Source organism: Lelliottia amnigena (assembly GCF_019047465.1).
GTDB classification, from domain to species: domain Bacteria; phylum Pseudomonadota; class Gammaproteobacteria; order Enterobacterales; family Enterobacteriaceae; genus Enterobacter; species Enterobacter amnigenus.
Window position 1 is genome coordinate 3,247,084 of the sequence record NZ_CP077236.1, and the last position, 23,119, is coordinate 3,270,202.

Annotated in this window: 22 protein-coding genes; 7 read left to right on the plus strand and 15 right to left on the minus strand. The window is 54.8% G+C overall.

What is annotated here, in order from left to right:
* Nucleotides 1-60: 60 nt before the first annotated feature.
* From rlmC to I6L74_RS15230, 3 genes are all read left to right on the plus strand, one after another.
* Entirely contained in the window at nucleotides 61-1,188 is a 1,128-nt protein-coding gene (rlmC, locus tag I6L74_RS15220; RefSeq protein WP_059178497.1) for a 23S rRNA (uracil(747)-C(5))-methyltransferase RlmC, read from the plus strand.
* A gap of 72 nt (nucleotides 1,189-1,260) precedes the next feature.
* On the plus strand, nucleotides 1,261-1,977 hold the full coding sequence (locus I6L74_RS15225; protein WP_059178496.1) for a response regulator transcription factor: 717 nt from the start codon (nucleotides 1,261-1,263) through the stop codon (nucleotides 1,975-1,977).
* The gene (locus tag I6L74_RS15230; protein ID WP_059178495.1) at nucleotides 1,961-3,433 is read left to right on the plus strand and encodes a sensor histidine kinase; all 1,473 of its coding nucleotides are present in this window, start codon (nucleotides 1,961-1,963) and stop codon (nucleotides 3,431-3,433) included. Before I6L74_RS15225 ends, I6L74_RS15230 begins: the two co-directional genes overlap by 17 nt.
* 41 nt (nucleotides 3,434-3,474) lie before the next feature.
* Here I6L74_RS15230 and artJ read toward each other — a convergent pair whose 3' ends face one another.
* The 6 genes from artJ to I6L74_RS15260 all read right to left on the minus strand — a co-directional run bounded on the left by artJ (nucleotide 3,475) and on the right by I6L74_RS15260 (nucleotide 7,991).
* Nucleotides 3,475-4,206, minus strand: coding sequence for an arginine ABC transporter substrate-binding protein ArtJ (artJ, locus tag I6L74_RS15235; protein ID WP_059178494.1), 732 nt, complete (start codon nucleotides 4,204-4,206; stop codon nucleotides 3,475-3,477).
* Nucleotides 4,207-4,384: 178 nt separating this feature from the next.
* A complete protein-coding gene (artM, locus tag I6L74_RS15240) occupies nucleotides 4,385-5,053 on the minus strand; it encodes an arginine ABC transporter permease ArtM (RefSeq protein ID WP_059178493.1) in 669 nt (222 codons plus the stop codon).
* Nucleotides 5,053-5,769, minus strand: a complete 717-nt coding sequence (artQ, locus tag I6L74_RS15245) for an arginine ABC transporter permease ArtQ (RefSeq protein ID WP_059178492.1) — start codon at nucleotides 5,767-5,769, stop codon at nucleotides 5,053-5,055. The genes artM and artQ overlap by 1 nt, the downstream gene beginning before the upstream one ends.
* A 6-nt stretch (nucleotides 5,770-5,775) precedes the next feature.
* Complete coding sequence (gene artI, locus I6L74_RS15250) at nucleotides 5,776-6,507, minus strand: arginine ABC transporter substrate-binding protein ArtI (RefSeq protein WP_059178491.1); 732 nt, start codon at nucleotides 6,505-6,507, stop codon at nucleotides 5,776-5,778.
* 19 nt (nucleotides 6,508-6,526) lie between these two features.
* Complete coding sequence (gene artP / locus I6L74_RS15255; protein ID WP_059178490.1) at nucleotides 6,527-7,255, minus strand: arginine ABC transporter ATP-binding protein ArtP; 729 nt, start codon at nucleotides 7,253-7,255, stop codon at nucleotides 6,527-6,529.
* Nucleotides 7,256-7,472: 217 nt separating this feature from the next.
* Complete coding sequence (locus tag I6L74_RS15260) at nucleotides 7,473-7,991, minus strand: lipoprotein (RefSeq protein ID WP_059178489.1); 519 nt, start codon at nucleotides 7,989-7,991, stop codon at nucleotides 7,473-7,475.
* A 165-nt stretch (nucleotides 7,992-8,156) separates the two neighbouring features.
* Between I6L74_RS15260 and I6L74_RS15265 the strand changes: the two genes are divergently transcribed.
* Nucleotides 8,157-8,480 carry a heavy metal-binding domain-containing protein gene (locus I6L74_RS15265; protein WP_012016782.1) on the plus strand — a complete coding sequence of 108 codons (324 nt, stop codon included), beginning with the start codon at nucleotides 8,157-8,159 and terminating at the stop codon, nucleotides 8,478-8,480.
* Nucleotides 8,477-9,307: an N-acetylmuramoyl-L-alanine amidase gene (locus I6L74_RS15270; protein WP_059178488.1), complete on the plus strand. Its 831-nt coding sequence runs from the start codon at nucleotides 8,477-8,479 to the stop codon at nucleotides 9,305-9,307. The genes I6L74_RS15265 and I6L74_RS15270 overlap by 4 nt, the downstream gene beginning before the upstream one ends.
* Before the next feature lie 6 nt (nucleotides 9,308-9,313).
* Here I6L74_RS15270 and I6L74_RS15275 read toward each other — a convergent pair whose 3' ends face one another.
* From I6L74_RS15275 to poxB, 4 genes are all read right to left on the minus strand, one after another.
* Nucleotides 9,314-10,327, minus strand: coding sequence for a 3-beta-hydroxysteroid dehydrogenase (locus tag I6L74_RS15275; RefSeq protein ID WP_072241823.1), 1,014 nt, complete (start codon nucleotides 10,325-10,327; stop codon nucleotides 9,314-9,316).
* A 92-nt stretch (nucleotides 10,328-10,419) separates the two neighbouring features.
* Nucleotides 10,420-11,856 (minus strand): SDR family oxidoreductase, encoded by a 1,437-nt coding sequence (locus I6L74_RS15280; RefSeq protein WP_059178486.1) that lies wholly within the window; start codon nucleotides 11,854-11,856, stop codon nucleotides 10,420-10,422.
* Between the two features lie 10 nt (nucleotides 11,857-11,866).
* Nucleotides 11,867-12,868, minus strand: coding sequence for a low-specificity L-threonine aldolase (ltaE, locus tag I6L74_RS15285; protein WP_059178485.1), 1,002 nt, complete (start codon nucleotides 12,866-12,868; stop codon nucleotides 11,867-11,869).
* A gap of 146 nt (nucleotides 12,869-13,014) precedes the next feature.
* The gene (gene poxB, locus I6L74_RS15290; protein WP_059178484.1) at nucleotides 13,015-14,733 is read right to left on the minus strand and encodes a ubiquinone-dependent pyruvate dehydrogenase; all 1,719 of its coding nucleotides are present in this window, start codon (nucleotides 14,731-14,733) and stop codon (nucleotides 13,015-13,017) included.
* Between the two features lie 152 nt (nucleotides 14,734-14,885).
* Between poxB and I6L74_RS15295 the strand changes: the two genes are divergently transcribed.
* Nucleotides 14,886-15,320, plus strand: a complete 435-nt coding sequence (locus tag I6L74_RS15295) for a DoxX family protein (protein WP_059178483.1) — start codon at nucleotides 14,886-14,888, stop codon at nucleotides 15,318-15,320.
* A 275-nt stretch (nucleotides 15,321-15,595) separates the two neighbouring features.
* On the opposite strand, the gene hcr is transcribed toward I6L74_RS15295, so the two are convergent.
* From hcr to aqpZ, 4 genes are all read right to left on the minus strand, one after another.
* A complete protein-coding gene (gene hcr, locus I6L74_RS15300; RefSeq protein ID WP_059178482.1) occupies nucleotides 15,596-16,564 on the minus strand; it encodes an NADH oxidoreductase in 969 nt (322 codons plus the stop codon).
* A gap of 9 nt (nucleotides 16,565-16,573) precedes the next feature.
* Complete coding sequence (gene hcp / locus I6L74_RS15305) at nucleotides 16,574-18,226, minus strand: hydroxylamine reductase (protein WP_059178481.1); 1,653 nt, start codon at nucleotides 18,224-18,226, stop codon at nucleotides 16,574-16,576.
* A gap of 143 nt (nucleotides 18,227-18,369) precedes the next feature.
* The gene (locus I6L74_RS15310; RefSeq protein WP_059178480.1) at nucleotides 18,370-19,269 is read right to left on the minus strand and encodes a LysO family transporter; all 900 of its coding nucleotides are present in this window, start codon (nucleotides 19,267-19,269) and stop codon (nucleotides 18,370-18,372) included.
* Between the two features lie 125 nt (nucleotides 19,270-19,394).
* On the minus strand, nucleotides 19,395-20,111 hold the full coding sequence (aqpZ, locus tag I6L74_RS15315; RefSeq protein WP_323486270.1) for an aquaporin Z: 717 nt from the start codon (nucleotides 20,109-20,111) through the stop codon (nucleotides 19,395-19,397).
* Nucleotides 20,112-20,460: 349 nt separating this feature from the next.
* Between aqpZ and I6L74_RS15320 the strand changes: the two genes are divergently transcribed.
* The gene (locus I6L74_RS15320; RefSeq protein WP_059178479.1) at nucleotides 20,461-22,119 is read left to right on the plus strand and encodes an ATP-dependent endonuclease; all 1,659 of its coding nucleotides are present in this window, start codon (nucleotides 20,461-20,463) and stop codon (nucleotides 22,117-22,119) included.
* On the opposite strand, the gene I6L74_RS15325 is transcribed toward I6L74_RS15320, so the two are convergent.
* Nucleotides 22,116-23,072: a VirK/YbjX family protein gene (locus I6L74_RS15325; RefSeq protein WP_059178478.1), complete on the minus strand. Its 957-nt coding sequence runs from the start codon at nucleotides 23,070-23,072 to the stop codon at nucleotides 22,116-22,118. The genes I6L74_RS15320 and I6L74_RS15325 overlap by 4 nt on opposite strands.
* Nucleotides 23,073-23,119: the final 47 nt, after the last annotated feature.

Consider the following 23,119-nt stretch of genomic DNA (forward strand, 5'->3'; position numbering starts at 1 on the left):
GATACAACTTGTATGATTTTGTGTATATAATCGCAGCCCCGTTATTCTTAAGGTTTTCCTATGCAGTGCGCACTCTTTGATGCTGGTCGTTGCCGCTCCTGTCAGTGGATAGAGCAGCCGGTTTCCCAACAACTCTCCGCGAAAATGACCGATTTGCAGCAGCTGCTTGCATCGCACCCGGTTGCGGAGTGGTGCGCACCCGTCAGCGGGCCGGAGCAGGGCTTTCGCAATAAAGCTAAAATGGTGGTGAGTGGGAGTGTTGAAAAACCGCTGCTGGGGATGTTGCACCGCGACGGCACGCCGGAAGATTTGACCGACTGTCCGCTGTATCCCGCTTCGTTTGAACCGGTCTTCGCGGCGCTGAAACCCTTTATCGCCCGTGCGGGTTTGACGCCCTATAACGTTGAGCGTAAACGCGGTGAACTCAAATACCTGCTGTTAACCGAAAGCCAGCTCGACGGCGGAATGATGCTGCGCATTGTCCTGCGTTCCGAAGCCAAAATTGAACAACTGCGCGCGGCGCTGCCGTGGCTTCAGCAGCAATTACCGCAGTTGAAGGTGATCACGGCAAATATTCAGCCGGTGCATATGGCGATTATGGAAGGGGAGAAAGAGATTTTCTTCACCGACCAGCAGGCGCTGGCGGAACGTTTTAACGACGTCCCGCTGTGGATCCGCCCGCACAGTTTCTTCCAGACCAACCCGACGGTGGCGAGTCGGCTCTATGCCACGGCGCGCGACTGGGTGCGGGCGCTAAATATCCATCATATGTGGGATCTTTTTTGTGGTGTTGGCGGCTTTGGTCTGCACTGCGCCACGCCGCAGATGACGCTGACGGGTATTGAGATTTCGCCGGAAGCCATTGCCTGCGCCAAACACTCTGCTGCGCAATTAGGCTTAACCGATCTTCATTTTCAGGCGCTGGATTCTGCCAAGTTCGCCACCGGTCAGGGCAGCGTGCCTGAACTGGTGCTGGTGAATCCTCCGCGTCGGGGCATCGGTAAAACGCTGTGCGATTATCTGAGCCAGATGGCACCTGACTTCATCATCTATTCCAGCTGTAACGCCCGGAGCATGGCAAAGGATTTTGACCACTTGCCCGGCTACCGTGTAGAGCGCGTACAGCTTTTCGATATGTTCCCGCACACCGCGCACTACGAAGTGTTGACGCTGCTCGTCAAATCTTAAACAAAATGTGAACTCTTCTGCCGTCCAAAATCAGGTAAGCTTTAACGGTTAAACACTGAAAAAGGCAAATGAATGGCGGCGGCAAAACAGATCCTGCTGGTGGAAGACGACGGCGATATCGCGTCTCTCCTGCGTTTACATCTTGAAGACGAAGGTTACGTCATTACCCATGAGGCCGACGGTGCCAAAGCGTTGCTGCTGCTTGAGCAGGTGCAATGGGATGCGGTGATCCTCGATCTGATGTTGCCTCACGTCGACGGGCTGGAAATTTGTCGTCGCATTCGCCAGCTCACCCGCTATCTGCCCATCATTATTATCAGCGCCCGCAGCAGTGAAACTGACCGCATCACCGGGCTGGAAACCGGCGCGGATGACTATCTGGCTAAACCCTTTTCCGTGCAGGAGCTGATTGCCCGCATTAAAGCGCTGTTCCGTCGCCAGCAGGCGATGGGGCAGGCGCAGACCAACGGGCAAATTTATGCGCACGGCCTGGCGCTGGATCCGCTCTTGCGGAGCGTGCAGCTGAACGGCAAAGAGGTGGTGCTCACGCCACGCGAATTTGAGCTGCTGTACTTCTTTGCCCGTCATCCCGGCGAGGTGTTCTCGCGTCTGGCTTTGCTCGAGCAGGTCTGGGGCTATCAGCACGAAGGCTACGAACACACCGTTAACACCCATATCAATCGCCTGCGGATCAAGATAGAAAAAGACGCCGCCGAGCCGGAAATTATTCGTACCGTCTGGGGCAAAGGCTATAAATTCGCGGAGTTTCATCATGACGCGCAGGTTTAGCCTCAGCCAGCGGCTGACGCTACTGTTTATTCTGTTGCTGATGCTCAGCGCGGCCGTGGCCTGTGTGGTGCAGCTCTACACCAGCATGCAGTACGGCAACGCCATGGTTCAGCGCCTGTCGGGCGGGCTGGCGCAGCAAATTGCTCAGCGCGAACCGATTCTTGATGCGCAGGGCAAGGTCGATCGCCAGCGTCTGAAGCCGCTGTTCGATCGGCTGATGACGTTTAATCCCAGCGTAGAGCTGTACGTGATTTCACCGGACGGCGAGCTGCTGGCTGATGCAGCCCCGCCGGGGCACATTCAGCGGCAACGCATTGCGATTGCGCCGCTGCAAAATTTCCTCAGCGGCGAAACGTGGCCGGTGTATGGCGACGATCCGCGCAGTCTCGATAAGAAAAAAGTCTTCAGCGCCACGCCGCTTCGCCAGGACGGCCAGCTTCGCGGCTATTTGTACATCATCCTGCAAGGTGAAGAGTTTAATGCCCTCGCGGACATGGCGTGGCACAAAACGCTTTGGAGCACAGCGATGTGGTCGTTGCTGCTGGTGGCCCTGTTTGGCCTGCTGGCGGGCCTGCTGGTGCGCTATTGGGTGACGCAACCGGTCAAGCGACTGACGGCGGAAGTCTCCGGTCTGGAGCAGGACAGCATCAGCGCCATTAAACAGCTTGCAGACCAGCCGCTCGAAAACAGCACGGGTGATGAGGTGACGCTCCTGCGCAACACCTTTATCGAACTGGCGCGCAAGATTACGTCCCAGTGGGATCAGCTGGCCGACAGCGACCGGCAGCGCCGGGAATTTATCGCCAATATTTCTCACGATTTGCGCACGCCGCTCACGTCGTTGCTGGGGTATCTGGAGACGCTATCGATGAAATCCGCGACCCTGACGGCAGAAGAGAGCCAGAAGTATCTGGCCACGGCGCTGCGACAGGGGCAAAAGGTGCGGCATCTTTCGCAGCAGCTGTTTGAACTGGCGCGCCTGGAATATGGCGGCATCAAACCGCAGCGCGAACGCTTTGCGATGGGGGAGCTGATTTCCGACGTGGCGCAGAAGTTTGAGCTGACCGCGCAGACCCGTGAGCTTCGCCTGCATATTGATGTCCCAGGGCGGCTGCCTCTGGTGAATGCTGACGTCTCGATGATCGAACGGGTGGTGACGAATTTGCTGGATAATGCGATGCGCCACACGCCTGCGGGCGGCGATATTCGTCTGGCGGTGTGGCAGGAGAATCAGCAATTGCAGGTGGAAGTGACCGATAGCGGACCGGGGATTGCGGCGGCGTTGCGGGATGAATTATTCCAGCGACCGTCTGCGTTGAGCCAGCAGGCATCGCGCGAAAATCGCGGCGGATTAGGGCTGTTAATCGTGAAAAGGATGCTGGAGCTGCACGGCGGCGGGATTAACCTGATGGAGGCGGCGAGCGGGGCGCGTTTCCGCTTTTATGTACCGCTATAAATCACAAATAAAAAGCCGGGCGAGTGCCCGGCGAGACGTGATTATTGTGGGAACCACTGGTCACTGATTTTCTGGTAAGTGCCGTCGGCTTTAATCGCTTTCAGCGCGCCATTCAGTTTTTCCAGCAGAGCTTTGTTATCCGGGCGTACCGCGATGCCAAGGCCAGTACCAAAGTACTGCGGGTCGGTCACTTTTTCCGTCGCTGTACCCAGCTGAGGGTTGTTTTTAAGCCACTCGTTCACCACGGCGGTGTCACCAAACACCCCGTCAATACGGCCATTTTTCAGGTCGATAATCGCGTTCTGGTAGCTATCGTAAGCCACGGTTTTGACTTCAGGATGTTGATCCTGCAGATATTTTTGGTGCGTGGTGCCGTTTTCCATCCCGATGCGTTTGCCTTTCAGCTCAGCGAAGGATTTGTAAGTGTCTTTTTTCGCGATAACGACCGCAGAGTTAGCGTAGTACGGGTCGGTGAAAGAGACCTGTTTGCTACGATCTGGCGTGATGTCCATTCCGGAAATGACCGCATCGTATTTTTTAAATTTCAGCGCCGGGATCAGGCTGTCGAACGCGTGGTTGGTAAAAGTGCAGTCGGCCTGCATTTGTTTGCACAGCGCTTTCGCAAGATCGATATCAAAACCAACGATCTGATTGCTGGCATCCAGCGATTCGAATGGCGGATAAGTGGCGGAAACGCCGAAGCTGATTTTATCTGCGGCTGATGCGCCAGCGGCGAAAGTTGCCAGTAATGCGGCCAGAACGTACTTTTTCATTTTACTGCTCCCGTCTGTCAATCTGTCTTATGCGCCGTGTCTTCGGCATAGATAAACAATGCCATTTATTGAATTTGTATGCAATAAAAATGATTAAATATTATTTCGCGCATAAAAAAAGACGGGCAGTGGTTAGACTTGCCCGTCTTTAAGACTCACGGTTTATGCAGTTTATTGATTAATTTCTGCGCTCAAATGCCAGCGCTTTGTTCTCGATAAGACGCATCATCAGCGTCAGCAGACCGTTCACAATCAAATAAACCAGACCTGCTGCACCAAACACCATGACGTCATAGGTGCGGCCGTACAGCAGCTGTCCGTGACCCATAACTTCCATCAATGTGATGGTGTACGCCAGAGACGTGCTTTTAAACACCAGCACCACTTCATTGGAATAGGAAGAGAGCGCGCGTTTAAACGCATACGGCAGCAGGATCGCCAGCGTGTCTTTCTTGCTCATCCCCAGCGCGCCGCAGGACTGCCACTGGCCTTCCGGAATCGCGCGGATCGCGCCATAGAAAAGCTGCGTGGTATACGCCGCACTGTTCAGCGACAGGGCAATCAAGGCGCAAAGCCAGGGTTCAGACAGCAGATGCCACATAACCGGGTATTCCTGCAGCGCCGGGAACTGGCCCGGTCCGTAGTAAATCAGGAAGATCTGCACCAGCAGCGGCGTACCCGTAAACAACGTGATATAGGCGCGAACAATCCATACCAGCACCGGCGTTTTTAGCGTCAAAACGATGGTAAAAATCAGCGCCAGAATCAGAGCCACCACAATGGACGCCACGGTGAGCGTCAAGCTGGTATGAAGCCCTTTCATCAGCTCAGGTAAATACTCAAGCATCAGCCGGGTCTCCGTTCAAAGCGCGTGGCGCGCAGGTCAATGCGTTTCAGAACGTACTGACTTAGTAGCGTGATCACCAGGTAGATAGCCGCCGCAACGATATACCAGGTGAAAGGCTCCTGGGTGCGGGTGGCAATACTTTTGGTCTGGAGCATTAAATCGTTCACGCTTATCAGGCTCACCAGCGCGGTATCTTTCAGCAACACCAGCCACTGATTTCCCAGGCCTGGCAGGGCATGACGCCACATCTGCGGCATCACCAGACGGAAGAAAATCGCCGTCTTAGATAAACCCAACGCCTGACCGGATTCCCACTGCCCAATCGGCACCGCTTTCAGCGCACCGCGTAGCGTCTGCGACGCGTAGGCGGAATAGAGCAGCGAAAGCGCGATCACGCCGCAGAGGAACGGACTGACGTCAAAGTTCTCAATCTGCATCTGCACGGGAATCTGGGCAAAACCCAGGTTTATCGTGAAGCCGTCAGAGAGCGTCAGCAGCAGCTGTGAAGAGCCGAAATAGATAAACAGGACGACCAGAATTTCTGGCAGTCCGCGCAGAACGGTGACCAACGCGGAGCCAATCCATGCGATTGGACGCCATTTCGCTGACTCCCACACCGCAAAGATCATCGCCAGCGCAAGGCCGATAATGAGCGCACAAACGGCAAGGCCGACGGTCATCCCGGCGGCGCTTGCTAGAGGAAAAAATTCGTTCATCAGATCTTACTTCTGGAACCATTTGGCATAGATGGTTTCGTAGGTGCCGTCTTTTTTCACTTTTTCGAGCGCAGCGTTGAATTTCTGCTGCAATTCCGTGTTGCCCTGACGTACCGCGATGCCCAGACCCGTGCCGAAGTAATCTTTGTCGGTCACTTTATCGCCGACTGCCGCCAGCTTATCGTTGGCTTTCAGCCATTCGGTAACCACAGCGGTATCACCAAATACCGCGTCGATACGCCCGTTTTGCAGATCCAGTTTCGCATTCTGGTAGCTGTCATAAGGCACGGTGGTGATTTCCGGATGTTTATCCATGATGAATTTCTGGTGCGTTGTGCCGTTCTGTACGCCGACTTTTTTGCCTTTCAGCAGATCAATAGAGGCAAATTTGCCTTTCTGACCGATGAACAGGGCGGAGTTGTCATAGTAAGGGGTAGAGAACAGAACCTGTTTTTCACGCTCAGGGGTGATGTCCATACCGGCCATGACCGCATCGATGCGCTTGAATTTCAGGCTTGGGATCAGGCTATCGAAAGACTGGTTGGTGAAGGTGCAGGTCGCATCGATCTCTTTACACAACGCGTTTGCCAGGTCCACGTCAAAGCCCACAATTTTGTTGTTTGCATCGATAGACTCAAACGGAGGATAAGAGGCTTCGGTGGCAAAGCGGATAGTCTGTGCTGCGGTAGCGGAAAGGCTGATGCTAGCAAGCAGTGCGGCAATCAATACTTTTTTCATTATCATTTTCCCTAACACATCAGTGAGATAAATAGTTTTTAAAGGCGTCAGTTTGCGGAGCGGTGAAGCAGCTCGCATCCCCTTGCTCGACGATAAGACCGTTTTCCATATACACCACGCGGCTGGCGGTTTTGCGCGCCACTTCCACTTCGTGCGTCACGATGACTTGCGTGATATTCGTTTCAGCCAGTTCGCGGATAATGCTGACGATCTGGGCGGTAATTTCTGGGTCCAGCGCGGCGGTTGGTTCATCGAACAGCAGAACAGCGGGTTCCATCATCAGGGCGCGTGCAATGGCAACGCGCTGCTGTTGACCGCCAGAAAGATGCAGTGGATAGCGATCGCTGTACGGTTTCAGGCGCAGACGTTCCAGTAATTTTTCGGCACGCGCCAGCGCCTGATCTTTGCTCAAACCCAGCACACGACAGGGCGCTTCAATCAGGTTTTGCTGCACGGTCAGGTGCGGCCAGAGATTATATTGCTGAAAGACCATGCCGACGTTCTGGCGCAAATCGCGGATCGCTTTATCGGACGGCGTTTTGGCAAAATCAAAGTGATTGCCGGCGATCGCAAGCGTACCGGAGCGTGGCATTTCAAGTAGATTGAGGACGCGCAGAAGTGAGCTTTTACCTGCGCCGCTTGGGCCAAGTAAAACCAGCGTTTCGCCCTCGGGGCAGTTCAGCGTGATGTCGAACAGCGCCTGGTGTGCGCCGTAGAAGCAGTTAATGCCGTTTAGTTGAATACTCATCGGGGCAGTCTTTACTCATCCAGGCAATCTATAGCAATTGAGGCCGCAGATAGTACCGTTGACAGAATAGTTATGCAATATTTATGCGTTAAAAGTTAAATATAACCCGTAATTCTATCTAAACATAGCACAAAATAGCGGAAGGCAAATGGGGTGAGAATAAATGTCGGCATTCCTCATGAAATGCCGGACATTTTACGGGGGTAACGATTTTTACTCAGCGATTTTCAATCGACTGGCGCAGCGTGCCAGCCGGGGCATGTACGCTGCCACCGATATAGCGAACGTCATCAATCGCCCAACAATGGCCTTCGCGGATCATCAGCACTTCGTCCTGCCAGGACTGGTCGCCCTGAGTCAGTTTCACTCTTAACGGGATGTTTCGCGCATCGGTATTCGGAATCGTGGAGGCGCTGGCGACCGCTGCGCTGTCAGGCGGCGTGGTGCGACTGGAGAACGGATCGGACTGGAGCAGCGCGTTGTGTTGCGGGTCGCGAGTGGCATCGCTCAGCAGTTTCGCCAGGTTGTCGCTCAGGTAGGGGCGCAGGGCGGTGATGTCGTTGTTGCGATGCTGGATACGGTAGTCGTAAAACTGCTGGGCTACCGCATCAGGACCGCCGTCAATGCAAGGGCCGCTGCGGGTTCCGATGTCCTTGAATGCCGGTGTAACAGGCGTGGTGCAGGCGCTGAGCAGCAGCGCACAAGGCACCAAAAGCGTCAAAGCAGAATAGCGCATGTTGATTTCCTTAATGATTAACTATCCTTTCAATCATAGCGTAACGCACCGATAATGCTGGGGAAGTGATGCGCTAAGGCGTTGAACGCGATACCGGTCATTCGTCGGGTTGCGGCCGTGTTGTCGCAACTTAAGGGTTCAGGGCATGTAAAAAGGAGAGACACGATGCAATTTTCAACAACTCCAACGCTGGAAGGGCAGCCGATTGTCGAGTACTGCGGCGTGGTAACGGGTGAGGCCATTCTGGGGGCGAATATTTTTCGCGACTTTTTTGCTGGCATCCGCGATATCGTCGGTGGGCGTTCCGGAGCTTATGAAAAAGAGCTGCGCAAGGCGCGCGAAATCGCGTTCAAAGAGCTCGGCGAGCAGGCCAAAGCGTTGGGCGCTGATGCGGTTGTGGGGATTGATATCGACTATGAAACGGTCGGTAAAGACGCCAGCATGCTGATGGTGAGCGTCAGCGGTACCGCGGTGAAAACGCGTCGATGAAACGTCTGCTGTCTCTTTCCCTGCTGGCCTTGCTGCTGGTGGGATGCGCGGGAGAAAAGGGCATCGTCGATAAAGGGACGTATGAGCTGGATACCCGTCATCAGGCGCAGGCTGCCTATCCACGCATTAAAGTGTTGGTGATCCACTATACAGCAGATGATTTCGACAGTTCGCTGGCAACGCTGACCGATAAACACGTCAGCTCGCATTATCTTATTCCCGCTAAACCGCCTGCGCCGGACGGCAAACCGCGCATCTGGCAACTGGTGCCTGAAAGCGAGCTGGCCTGGCATGCGGGCGTGAGTTTCTGGCGCGGCACGAACCGTATTAACGATACCTCGATTGGCATTGAGCTGGAAAATCGGGGCTGGCAGAAAACGGGTAGCGTGAAGACCTTTACCCCGTTTGAGCCTGCGCAAATTGCCGCGTTGATTCCGCTCGCCAAAGACATTATTGCCCGGTACGACATCAAGCCGCAGAACGTGGTGGCGCATTCTGATATTGCCCCGCAGCGCAAAGACGATCCTGGCCCGCTATTCCCGTGGCACGCGCTGGCCCAGCAGGGGATTGGCGCATGGCCCGATCCGGCTCGCGTCGCATTTTATCTTAACGGAAAGCCGCCGTATCAGAGCGTGGAACCTGCCGCGTTGCTCGATCTTCTGGCGCGTTACGGGTATGACGTGCCGGAAAATAGCACGGAGGCGCAGCATAAGCGCATTATTATGGCGTTTCAGATGCACTACCGTCCCGAGCGCTGGAACGGTATTGCGGATGCGGAATCTATGGCGATTGCCGAGGCGTTATTAGAAAAGTACGGGCAGGGATAATTCGCGTTAGCGGTGCAGTTTACCGTGATCGCGCAGCCACGCCGCCGTGCGTACAATGCCTTCATCCAGCGTGACGATCGGCTTGTATCCCAGTTCGTTTTCAGCACGCGTGGTATCTAGCGTAAAATCAAAATTGAGCTTCGATACGCCATAGTGTGTTAGCGCGGGTTCTTTGGCGGATTTATTGCCAAAGCGCTCCATGCTGCGGGCGATCATGTCCAGCATCGGGTAGGGCACCGAGCGAATACGGCAGTGAATATTCAGCTCGTCGATCAGACGCTGTACGATATTACGCAGGCTTTGCGGCTCACCGTTGGTGATGTTGTACGCGCGACCTGAAATAAGGTTATCGCACTCTGGCTGACTCGCCAGCCACATCGCATGAATCGCATTTTCAAAATAGGTCATATCCACCAGCGCATCGCCACCGCGCGGCAACAGCACGCTGCCGTAGTGATGCATCATTTGAGCCAGACGCGGGATAAACACTTTATCGTGCGGCCCAAACAGGCTTTGCGGACGCAGAACGGTAAACCGCGTGTGCGGGTTTGACTGCGCCAGCAGATCGATCACCTCTTCGCTGGCGGCTTTACTGCGCGCAAATTCGCAGGCGAACCGCGCCGGGCGAAAATCTTCCTGGATATTACGATGATGGTGATAATCGAAATAGAGCGACGGGGAGGAGACATGAATGAAATTCCGCACTCCCCACGCGACAGACCATTCGCCGAGACGGCGGGTGGCGCGCACGTTCGCGAGGTCAAAGGCTTCCTGCGTTCCCCAGGGAGAGGTGAAACTGGAGCAGTGCCACAGCGTATCGATTCCGGCGAGCATGACTTTGGCCTGCGAAGAAACCAGCTCCGTCAGGTCGGCATGGATGAATTCAGCCCCCATTTTTTGCAGGAGTTTGCCCATCGCTTCGTTGCGACCGGTGGCTCTGACACTGATGCCTTTATTGCGCAGAAACTCGACCGCATTTCGGCCTAAGCCGCTGGTGGCGCCGGTAACCAGTACCTTCATATCAATCCACTGTGTTGAAAAGAATTTCGTGCGCATTCTTCCGTGAATCACGCCACGATGCAATGGGAAAGGTGAAAGAATCAGAGTTTTAATCAGATTTTTTCTGACTTGTGTTCTGCAAGATGCGCAATCCGTTTTGCCATGCCGCGGAAGATAAACAGGTGCGCCGGGATCATCAACAGCCAGTAGAAAAGCCCCGGCATTCCGTGCGGGTGCCACCACGCGCGCACGTCCAGTTCGCGGTGATCGCCTTTGTCTTTCAGCGTGAAGCACAATCGCCCAAGGCCTGGCGCTTTCATACCGAACAGCAGCGCCAGCTGTTTTTCGGGCTCGACGATGATCACTTTCCAGCTATCGACCGTATCGCCTGGCTGCAGCATGGCGTGTTCAGGCCGGCCTTTTGCCAGCTTGTGTCCCACCAGCAGATCCAGCATGCCGCGCGTTTGCCAGAGAATATTGCCAAAGAAATAGCGCTCTTTGCCGCCAATTTGATTGACCACTTCCCAGAGTGCTTCGAGGCTGGCGCGGGTTTTCACCGTGTAGCCCGCCTGTTTGGCGTAATATCCGTACTCCGGACGCCAGCGGGCAAAGGCCTGCGCGTCGTAACCCCAGTCGCTGGAGTTCACCAGCTTCTCTTCTTCTTTTAGCGTGTTGCGCACCGCGTCGTCGAAACGGATCAGATCTTGCGGGATCAGCGCCTGCAATTCGCGGTCATCGGCCAGCAGATCGTGTTTAAGCCCTTGGATCAGCGCTTTGGCTGTCGTCGGCGGAACGGACGTAATGACGTTCAAAAACCAGACGGAGATCCAGCTGGTTGGGAAGGGGATGGGTACCAGCAAGCGGCGACGCCCGCTAACCCTCATAAAATGCTCAAACTGTTCCTGATAGCTCAACACTTCCGGCCCGGCGGCTTCCAGCACGCGATGCTGCGCGCTGGGATGATTCAGCAGTTCCATCAGATAATGCAGCAGATTTTCCAGCGCAATCGGCGTGGTACGCGAGCGTACCCAGCGCGGCGGCGTCAGCACCGGCAGGTTGTAAACCATATCGCGCATCACTTCAAATGCCGCCGATCCTGCGCCCACGATGATCCCGGCACGTAATTCGGTAAGCGGAATAGTGGCGCTGCGCAGCATTTCACCCGTAAGCTGACGCGCGCGCAGATGATCGGACTGCTCGCTTTCAGGCGCTTGCAACGAGCTTAAGAAAATGATCTGCTTAACGGACGTTTTCAGCAGGGCGTCGCGCACGTTCAACGCCACCTGGCGCTCATGCGCGATAAAATCACCGCCTTCGCCCATGCTGTGCACCAGATAATAGAGCGTATCGACGCCCTCCAGCAGGACGGGCAATTCCTTTGGCCAGTTGAGATCAACATTGTGACAGCTGACGTTGGGCAGGTTCAGCTTCTGGAGGCGCTCAGTATTGCGTGCCGCCGCCAGCACCTGATGTCCTTGCTCACCTAATGCGGACGTCAAATGCTGACCGATATAGCCACTGGCGCCGAGCACCAGAATACGTTGCGGCACGGTGTGCTCCTTAGCGCTGTAAAAAGGCCTGCCAGTGTTTCACCACGTCAGAAAGCTGCTCGCGACTGACGTCAAGGTGCATTACCAGGCGCACCACTGGGGATGCGTTTAACAGCACGCCACGGGATTTCATGAATTCACCCAGCGCAGCGGCGTTTTCATCACCCACGCGAATGAACAGCATATTGGTATCGTGACGCATCACATCCGCGCCGATTTCACGCAGTTGAGTCGCCATCCACGCGGCATTGTCATGATCGTCTTTCAGGCGCGCAACGTTGTTTTTCAGCGCATACAGTCCAGCTGCGGCCAGAATACCGGCCTGACGCATGCCGCCGCCGGTCATTTTACGCCAGCGGTTGGCGCGCTTGATGTAATCCGCATCGCCGACCAATAGCGATCCGACCGGCGTCCCCAGACCTTTTGAAAGACAAATCGTGAACGTATCGCAGTATTGAGTAATCTCTTTCAGCTCGCAGCCATATTCCACCACGGCGTTAAAGATGCGCGCGCCGTCGACATGCAGCGCCAGATTGCGCTCGCGGGTGAATGCCCACGCGGCTTTCAGGTATTCGCGCGGAAGGACTTTCCCGTTATGGGTATTTTCCAGACTGAGCAGTTTGGTCCGTGCAAAATGTATATCGTCGGCTTTGATTTTGGCCGCGACTTTATCCAGCGGCAGGGAGCCGTCAGACGCGGCATCAATCGGCTGCGGCTGAATGCTGCCGAGCACCGCGGCGCCACCGGCTTCGTACAGATAGTTATGTGCGCCCTGGCCCACAATATACTCTTCGCCGCGCTCGCAATGGCTGAGCAATGCGACCAGATTGGCCTGCGTGCCGGTGGGCAGGAACAGCGCCGCCTCTTTCCCGCTTAATTCCGCGGCATAGCGCTGGAGTTCGTTGACCGTTGGGTCGTCACCGTACACGTCGTCCCCGACCGGTGCGGCCATCATCTCTTCAAGCATGGCGCGACTCGGACGGGTGACGGTATCACTGCGTAAATCAATCATGGCATATCCTTATATACACGCATCTTTCACGCCTGCACGTTAGCGGCACCTGCAAACCCCTGTCACATTCTGTGTTCATGGGGTTTCAGGCTTGCCGCTTTGACGCATCACGAATGATTTTTGCGTATGACTTTAAAAGGATATTTTTACCTGAGCCAGTTGGTTTTTGCTAGCTCCATCACTTCGTCACCGCGACCGCTAATAATGGCGCGCAGCATATACAGGCTAAAGCCTTTGGCCTGCTCCAGTTTAATTTGCGGCGGGATCGCCAGCTCTTCTTTGGCTACCACGACATCGACCAGCACCGGACCGTCGATGGAAAACGCGCGTTGCAGCGCTTCATCCACGTCTGCGGCTTTTTCCACGCGGATACCCGTGATACCGCAGGCTTCGGCGATTTTGGCAAAGTTGGTATCGTGCAGATCCGTGCCGTCGGTCAGATAGCCGCCGGCTTTCATCTCCATCGCCACGAATCCCAGCACGCTGTTATTGAACACCACGATTTTCAGCGGCAGCTTCATCTGTACGACCGACAAAAAATCGCCCATCAGCATGCTGAATCCGCCGTCGCCGCACATGGCGACAACCTGACGCTCCGGCGCGGTGGCTTTAGCGCCTAGCGCTTGCGGCATGGCGTTGGCCATTGAACCGTGGTTGAAGGAGCCGATCAGTCGGCGCTTGCCGTTCATTTTCAGATAACGCGCTGCCCAGACGGTGGGGGTGCCCACGTCGCAGGTAAAGATGGCGTCATCAGCGGCGAAGTGGCTAATCTGTTGCGCCAGATACTGCGGATGAATTGCCTTTTCGCTCGGCTTCGCGAGGTCGTCCAGCCCTTTGCGCGCGTCACGATAATCGCTGAGCGCTTTGTCGAGGAATTTGCGATCGGTTTTCTCTTCCAGATGTGGGATCAGGGCCGCGAGCGTGGCTTTGATATCGCCAATCAGCGCCATATCGACCTTGCTGTGTGAGCCAATACTGCCGGGATTAATATCGATCTGGATGATTTTCGCGTCAGTTGGATAGAACGCGCGATAGGGGAATTGCGTGCCGAGCAGCACCAGCGTATCGGCGTTCATCATCGTGTGGAAGCCGCTGGAGAAACCGATCAGACCGGTCATCCCCACGTCGTAAGGGTTGTCGTACTCCACATGTTCTTTGCCGCGCAGGGCGTGAACAATCGGTGCTTTCAGTTTTCCGGCAAATTCCAGCAGTTCTTTATGCGCGCCCGCGCAGCCGCTGCCGCACATGAGCGCAATGTTGCTGGAGTAGCGTAAGAGCTGAGCCAGTTTTTTGAGCTCCTCTTCCGCTGGCGTGACAACCGGCTGCGGCGCGGGGTACCAGTGCGTGCTCGCCCCTTCTGGCGCGGCTTTCAACGCCACGTCGCCAGGTAACACCACGACCGAAACGCCGCGATTGAGGATCGCTTTGCGCATCGCAATCGCCATCACCTGCGGGATTTGCTCCGGCGTGGAAACCAGCTCGCAGTAGTGGCTACATTCACGGAACAGCTCCTGCGGATGCGTTTCCTGAAAATAGCCGCTCCCGATTTCGCTCGACGGAATATGTGCGGCAATGGCCAGCACCGGAACGTGATTGCGATGGCAGTCGAACAAACCGTTTATCAAATGCAAATTACCCGGCCCGCACGATCCGGCGCAAACCGCCAGCTCGCCTGTCAGTTGCGCTTCCGCGCCTGCGGCAAATGCCGCGACTTCTTCATGGCGGGTGGGCATCCATTCGATGGTGCCCATTCGGTTGAGGCTGTCGCTGAGTCCGTTAAGTGAATCGCCGGTCACGCCCCAGATGCGTTTCACTCCAGCTTGTTCCAGCGTTTTCGCGACGTAAGCCGCTACGGTCTGTTTCATGGGTGTCCATCTCCGTTATGTGATAACGCTTACAAGCTTAGAAGAAAATGGCCGTTCTGCCCGTCAAACCCCCCTGATTAATAGTTACTTTCATTGTGCAACAATTCGTCATATTCTGTTGAGACTTCAATTAAAAACAGGAATCATTTCAGATGGTTAAATCATTGTTAATTGCTGTTAATAAAACGCTAACGCATGAAGATTTTGGCAAGCTGTTACTGCGATTGGCCGTTGGTGGGTTAATGCTGTTCCACGGGATGCACAAGCTGATTGGCGGCGTGGATGGCATTAGCGGCATGCTGGTGGCAAAAGGATTACCAGGGTTTATCGCCTATGGTGTGTTGATTGGCGAAGTGGTTGCGCCTGTGCTGATTGTGCTGGGCATTCTGACGCGTCCGGCAGCGCTGGTGCTGGCCTTTACGATGATTGTCGCCTGGCTGATGGTCGGCACCGGCAAAACGTTCGCGCTGGACGCAGTAGGCGCATGGGCGATCGAAAGTCTGGTGTATTTCTTTATCGGCGCGTTAGCCGTGGCGTTTTTAGGTGCTGGGCGCTATGCCTTAGCCAAAGACCCGGCCTGGAAGTAAGGTTTTATCCGGGCGGCGCGAGCTTATATCGAGATAAAAACCAACATCTACAAAAAGGGTTCTTCGGAACCCTTTTTTGTGGGTGCTGGTTAAGATATTGATATTGTTGAGTGGAATGAGTATCCAGGAAAAAAGGGTTTGCCGCGCTGGAATCGAATTTCAAAAGGAAAGGTGAAGATTGCTTCAGTTTACTACCGTACAGGCAGCTTAGAAATACGCCAAATAAAAAGGCCAGCAGATGCTGGCCTTTCGCGTTTTAACAGGTGAGAATTAATTTACGCCAGTACCAAATCACCCTGCGGATGACAGGAACAGGCCAGCACGTAGCCGTCGGCGATTTCTGCCTCTGTCAGCGTCATGGTGCTGTTGACGGTATAGTCACCGGACACCACTTTCGTTTTGCAGCAACCGCACACGCCAGCACGGCAGGCGGCGACAATCGGAACCTTGTTGCTTTCCAGCGCTTCCAGCAGCGTGGTGCCAACGCGACCGAAAAAGGTCTGCGCCGGTTGTAGCTTGGTGAATTTCACGCCGCTGGTTGCGGCTTCTGCCACTGGCGTGAAGAACTGCTCTTTAAAGAAGCGAGTCACCCCGAGCGCGTGTACCTCTTTTTCGACAATGTCCATGTACGGCGCAGGCCCACAGGTCATTACCGTACGCGACGCGATATCCGGCACGCTTTGCAGCAGTTCACGGCTCAGACGACCGGCGACAAAACCGTGAGTGGCGTTATTTTCTGCCACCATCGTCACAGGATAATTTCGCCATTCGTCGGCAAAAATCACATCGTCGGGGGAGCGCACGCTAAAGATAACCTGCACGTCAGCGTGCGGACGATTTTTTGCCAGCCAGCGACGCATCGACATCACCGGCGTTACGCCACAACCCGCAGCCAGCATCAGGAATTTATCGTCGGCTTTGTCGTCGCAGGTGAAATCCCCCTGCGCATCGGAGAGCCAAATATAATCCCCGCGCTTAACGTCGTTGGTCAGCCACTGCGATCCCGCGCCCTCGTCAATACGGCGGATGGTGAGCGTAATGTACTCGCTCACGCCCGGTGTCGAGGAAAGGGTGTACGCACGCAGCGTGTCGGCAGCATTGCGAACGCTAACCAGCGCATACTGACCCGCACGGTACGGATAGAAGTCATGGCACAGCAGTGAAAGCGTCCACACATCCGGCGTCTCCTGATGGATGTGATGAACCTGCATCCGCCACGGGCATTGTGAGGTTGGCATCGTCATAAATACTCCTTACGCGCTCAGCAGTTGCTGCATGTCTTCTTCTACGGTCGTCACGGAACGCAGACCGAATTTCTCGTTCAACACGGCCAGCAGGTCCGGGGTCAGGAAGCCCGGCGCGGTCGGACCGGTGACGATATTGGTGACACCCAGCGACAGCAGGGTCAGCAGGATCACGATCGCTTTCTGTTCGAACCAGGAGAGCACCAGAGACAGCGGCAGATCGTTCACGCCGCAGCCCAGTTTCTCTGCAAGCGTCACCGCCAGGATAATCGCTGAGTACGCATCGTTACACTGACCGGCATCAATCAGACGCGGCAGGCCTTCGATATCGCCGAAGTCCAGTTTGTTGAAGCGGTATTTACCGCAGGCCAGGGTCAGGATCAGACAATCCTGCGGGACACTGGTGGCAAAATCAGTGAAGTAGTTACGTTCACCCCGTGCGCCGTCACAACCGCCCACCAGGAAGATGTGGCGCAGTTTTTCGCGGCTCACCAGATCGATCAGAGAATCAGCAGCACCCAGCAGGGTTTCGCGGCCAAAGCCCACGGTGATCATGTGTTCGATTTCGCTGAACGGGAAGCCCGCCATCTGCTGTGCCTGGGTGATAACCGGTGCGAAATCATCACCTTCGAGGTGGCTCACACCCGGCCAGCCGACAATGCTGCGGGTCCAGATGCGATCATCGTAAGAACCGACGGTCGGATCGATAATGCAGTTTGAGGTCATCACGATGGGGCCTGGGAAGCGGGCAAATTCCACCTGTTGATTCTGCCAGCCGCTGCCGTAGTTACCGATCAGATGTTTGAATTTGCGCAGCTCCGGATAGCCGTGTGCAGGCAACATTTCGCCGTGGGTGTAGACGTTAACGCCTGTCCCTTCAGTTTGCAGCAACAGATTGTAGAGGTCTTTCAGGTCGTGTCCGGAGATCAAAATACACTTACCGGCAGTCGCTTTCACGTTCACCTGCGTTGGCGTTGGGTGACCGTAAGTCTCGGTTTCGCCCGCATCCAGAATGCTCATCACTTTGAAATTCATCTGGCCGATTTCCATTGAGCACGCCAGCAGCGCGTTCATATCGGAAGGCCAGGTCCCCAGCCACGCCATGATGTTGTGGTACTCGGCGTAAATGTCGTTGTCGTACTGACCGAGTACGTGGGCGTGTTCCATATAGGCCGCCGCGCCTTTCAGGCCGTACAGGCACAGCAGGCGCAGGCCGAGAATATTCTCACCGATCGCCGCTTTATCTTTATTCGGGGTGAAATCCGCCGCCTGACGCTGCAGGTCGCCCAGATCGTCGCTCACCAGTTGCAGGTCAGCCATTGGGTTATCCACCGCAGCATTGGCATCTGCATTCAGGCTTTGTGCTTTCAGTGCTTCGCGAAGGGCAATGGCTTCACGCGCGTAGCCCACGATGCGCGGAGAGTCGAAGTTCACGTTAGTCAGCGTGGAGAAAAAGGCGCGCGGTGCGAAGTTATCGACATAGTGATCCACAATGCCGTATTCACGCGCTTTTGCGGCCCAGGCGGACAGGCCTTGCAGGGCCGCAATCAGGAGATCTTGAAGGTCAGACGTTTCTGCAGTTTTACCGCACATACCTTGCGAGTAGGAGCAGCCGTTGCCGGCGGGGGTACGGATGGTTTGTTCACATTGCACACAAAACATAATCACACCTGTTAAAGTTATATTTTAGATACATGTTTAAGATTATGCGCTTGGCTGGTCGTAGAAAAGTTCTTTCTTCTACAAAGTAAAGGGATATTGATTTAGCGCAATTTTGGCGGTAGAGGGCTACCGCCAGAGAGGTATCAGGCGGAGAAAACAGCCATCAGAATCGGTACAAGCAGACTCAAAATAAAACCATGCACGATGGCGGCAGGCACCAGCTCCAGCCCACCCGAGCGCTGTAAAACGGGCAGCGTGAAGTCCATCGATGTGGCTCCGCACAGGCCGAGCGCCGTTGAGCGGCTCTGACGCACCAGCCCCGGAATGAGCATAATCGCGATCAGTTCTCGACCCAGATCGTTAAAGAACGCGGCGCTGCCGATAACCGGACCAAATGATTCGGTGAGTAAAATACCGGACAACGAATACCATCCAAACCCTGATGCCATCGCCAGGCCGGTTTTTAGCGGCAGATCGAGAATAAACGCGTTAATCACCCCCGCGACCATGGAGCTTGCCACGACGACCACCGCGACAATCATCCCTCGGCGATTTAGCACAATTTGTTTCAGGGTCATGCCGTTATTACGCAGCTGAATACCAATCAGGAACAGCAGGAAAATTAATGTATATTCGCTGGCTTCGGTTGCGTGCTGTAAAAACGCAAGCCCTGTCAGGCCGAGCAGAAAACCCAGCACCACCACACCGCACAGTTTTAATGACTCCAGCGCCATCGCAATTCGTGAGGGCAATTTTTCTTGCTGGTGATGATTTCTCCACGGAATGCTTCGTTCGAGCCATAACAGCGCGGCAATATTACACGCCAAAATAACCACAATAGTGACAATGGAATAATGGAGGATTGACAGCAGATTGGCGGCCAGATTATCCAGGAATGCGAGGCTTATCCCCATGAAAAACAAGATCACGTAAACAATCCAACTCAGAAAGCGATTAATGAGTTTTAAAGCGGAGGCGTGACGGAGAGGAATAAGGTAGCCCACTACCAGTGGCAGCAGAATGATTAAAAGTCCTGAAAACATGAACAGCCTGTCCTTTATAAGTATCTGAATAGCGCCAGAGACACTACCCAATAAAGACTGCTCAGTAAAGATGCAAAATAAAAGCCGGGTGGCACAAAGACCACCCGGCTGAGTCGCGGAGTGAATTAACGACGCTTTTCAAGCAGGGTGCGGTACAGCACGCCACCCAAAATACCGCCGATAATTGGCATCACCCAGAACAGCCACAGCTGCTGAAGCGCCCAGCCACCCTGGAAGAGGGCGACGGCGGTACTGCGTGCCGGGTTAACCGAGGTATTGGTCACCGGAATACTGATCAAGTGAATCAGGGTTAACGCCAGGCCGATAGCAATTGGCGCAAATCCCGCTGGCGCGTTTTTGTCTGTCGCCCCGTGAATCACCAGCAGGAAACCGGCGGTCAGGACAATTTCAATCACTATCGCTGACAGCATAGAGAAGCCGCCAGGAGAGTGTTCGCCGTAACCGTTTGAGGCAAAACCGCTTGCTGTCGCATCAAAGCCAGCTTTACCGCTGGCGACAACATACAGAACCGCCGCTGCAATAATGCCGCCGACAACCTGGGCAATAATATAGCCAATCACGTCTTTTGCCGGGAAACGACCGCCGGCCCACAGACCTAATGTCACGGCAGGGTTAAAGTGACCGCCGGAAATATGCCCGACCGCAAATGCCATGGTTAATACCGTTAAACCAAAAGCTAAAGCCACACCCGCAAAACCAATGCCTAATTCCGGAAATGCTGCTGCAAGCACTGCGCTACCGCAGCCACCAAATACCAGCCAGAATGTACCAAAGCATTCCGCCGCTAATTTTCTAAACATAACCACCTCGTTAAATTCCATACGCTATTCTGCGTACGGCTGTATATCGCCTAAAAGGATGACGACTCAAAGAGCCGATATTTTAGAAAGCAATAACTTAGCAATGCCACTTAAATAAATTCTGTTAATTTGATTTAAGGCAATGTGATGTTAGTTATTATTGGAATTGGGCTGAAATAAAGCGTAGCTCAATTCTGGACGCTTAGTATCTTGCGCGGCAGGGTGTATTTCAAATGAAAGCTCGCGAGCAAATTCTGATTTTAACTCTGCGTGACAAAACACCAAACCGACGCCAGAGTGTTCTGTCTCGTCGCTGGGCGCTATACTCCTGATAACTTGAAGGAAAAAGTGACTAATTCGCGGGGGTTATATGCTTCTCGAGCGTGTGGAGATTGTCGGGTTTCGCGGCATTAATCGTTTGTCGCTCATGCTGGAACAGAACAATGTTCTGATCGGTGAAAACGCCTGGGGTAAATCCAGTCTTCTGGATGCATTAACCTTATTGCTTGCGCCTGGAACGGAACTGTACAGCTTTGCTCGGGAAGATTTCTGGTTCCCGCCCGGCGATATCCTGGGGCGAGAACGTCATCTGCATATCATTCTGACTTTCCGCGAACTTGAACCCGGTCGCCACCGCGTTCGGCGTTATCGCCCGCTTTCACCCTGCTGGGTGCCGTGTGATGACAATTACCAGCGCATTTTTTACCGTCTGGAAGGTGAACTGGCACAAGACGACACCGTGCTGACGCTGCGCGGGTTTATGGATGCCAAAGGTCATCAAATAGCGCTTGAGAATATCGACGAACAGGCTCGCCATCTGGTGCGCCTGATGCCGGTATTACGTCTGCGGGACGCACGTTTTATGCGCCGGATCCGTAACGGTACGGTGCCTCATTTGCCTGAAGTCGAAGTGACGGCCCGCGAGCTGGACTTTCTGGCGCGCGAGCTGGTGGCACGTCCGCAAAATCTGACTGACGGGCAAATTCGCCAGGGGCTGTCAGCGATGGTGCAACTGCTGGAGCACTATTTTTCTGAGCAAGGGACAACCCAAACGCATAACCGGCTAATGCGCCGCCGTTCGTATGACGAGCAGCGCAGCTGGCGCTATCTGGACATTATCAACCGGATGATCGATAAACCTGGCGGACGGTCTCATCGCGTCATCCTGCTGGGATTGTTCTCCACGCTGTTGCAGGCGAAAGGCAACGTTCAGCTCGACAAAGATGCCCGTCCGCTGCTGCTCGTCGAAGATCCTGAAACGCGGCTGCATCCCATCATGCTTTCGGTGGCATGGCATCTGCTCAATCTGCTGCCGCTCCAGCGCATCACCACCACCAATTCCGGAGAACTGCTTTCATTGACGCCCGTCGAGCACGTCTGTCGGCTGGTGCGCGAGTCCTCACGCGTCACGGCGTTCCGCCTCGGCCCTGGCGGATTGAGCGCCGAAGATGGTCGCCGCATTGCCTTTCATATTCGTTTCAATCGCGCGTCTTCGTTGTTTGCGCGCTGCTGGCTCCTGGTTGAAGGGGAAACCGAAACCTGGGTGATCAACGAACTGGCGCGCCAGTGCGGGCATCATTTCGATGCGGAAGGCATCAAAGTCATTGAGTTCGCCCAGTCTGGTTTAAAGCCGCTGATTAAGTTTGCGAGCCGTATGGGCATCGAATGGCACGTGCTGGTGGATGGTGATGAAGCCGGGAAAAAATACGCCAGCACCGTGCGCGGTGTGCTGGGTAATAACGGCGAAGAGGAGCGCGTGCATCTCACGGCATTGCCGGCGATGGACATGGAACACTTTATGTATCGTCAGGGTTTTGACGACGTTTTTCACCGGGTGGCGATGATACCGGTCAATGTGCCGATGAACATGCGGCGGGTGATCACGAAGGCGATTCATCGCTCATCAAAACCCGATCTGGCGATTGAAGTGGCGGCGGAGGCGGGAAGAAGGGGCGTCGAGTCTGTGCCCACGTTGCTGCGGAAAATGTTTTCCCGCGTGCTGTGGCTGGCACGCGGGAAAGCGGATTAGCTGCGTGCGGCCTGATTAACCTGAGCGATCAGGCTGTCCAGAAGCTCATAGCGACGACGGTACTCGGCGCGTTTCTTGCTCGCGATATCTTCCATCGGCTTGCGGGGCATTTCGAGCGCGAGCGAAAAATTGCCGGTCGGGTGCTGTTCGCCACCAATGGAGCGCCAGAAACTGTCGTAATCCGCCAGCAGTTTGCCCTCTTTTTTCTTGCGATAGCGCCAGCTACGATAAATATGCGTAGCGTTACTGACCGCCAAAATCTGCTCAACCGGGAAGACCGCGCCCAGCGTCATGGCGGCTTCCACCAGCAGACGTTTCGGGAACAGGCCGTGGCAGGCTTTGGTCGCCCCCTGGATTAGTTCATGCGGAACAAAGGCTTTTGCGCCCTGCATGCCACCGATAAACAGCGTCGATTTTCCCTCAAACTGGCAGAGCGTAAAGGTCAACTCAGCCAGAATGGTATTTTCCCGATCGCAAAACGCCAGCGTCGCTTCGCCTTCTTTATCCAGAAACGCATCGGCGCAGAGGCGAACGGTAAACTGTTGCTCGTCTTTTCCCGTCAGAGTCAGTAACGTCATGCCCTGTTTGGATAAATAGCCATTCATCAACGCGGCGGGAAGAACAGAATTCATTGTCTGATAATGCCAGGCCAGCGCGTCGAGCGTTTTCTGACGATCCATATTCACAGACAGCCACGGGCGATGTAACCGGCACGGCAACCCAGGCTGGACCTGCATCATTTGCATCAGCCGCGGTTGCTTTGCCAGGCTTGCCAGCAGGCGGGTGGTACTGAACGGTGTCGCCAGTGAACGTAACATGAATTTGCGTCGATACGACGGGTTTTGCCAGGCGAGGCCAGGCGTATATTCACCGGAAGCAAGACTTTTGAAAAGCTGCCAGCCTGATTTTGGCTGAGGCTGCTGTGAATAAGGTGTATCGACGATGGAAGACATGATGATTACCGGCTTCAGGATAAGATCTGTATTTCAGCAGGTCTATA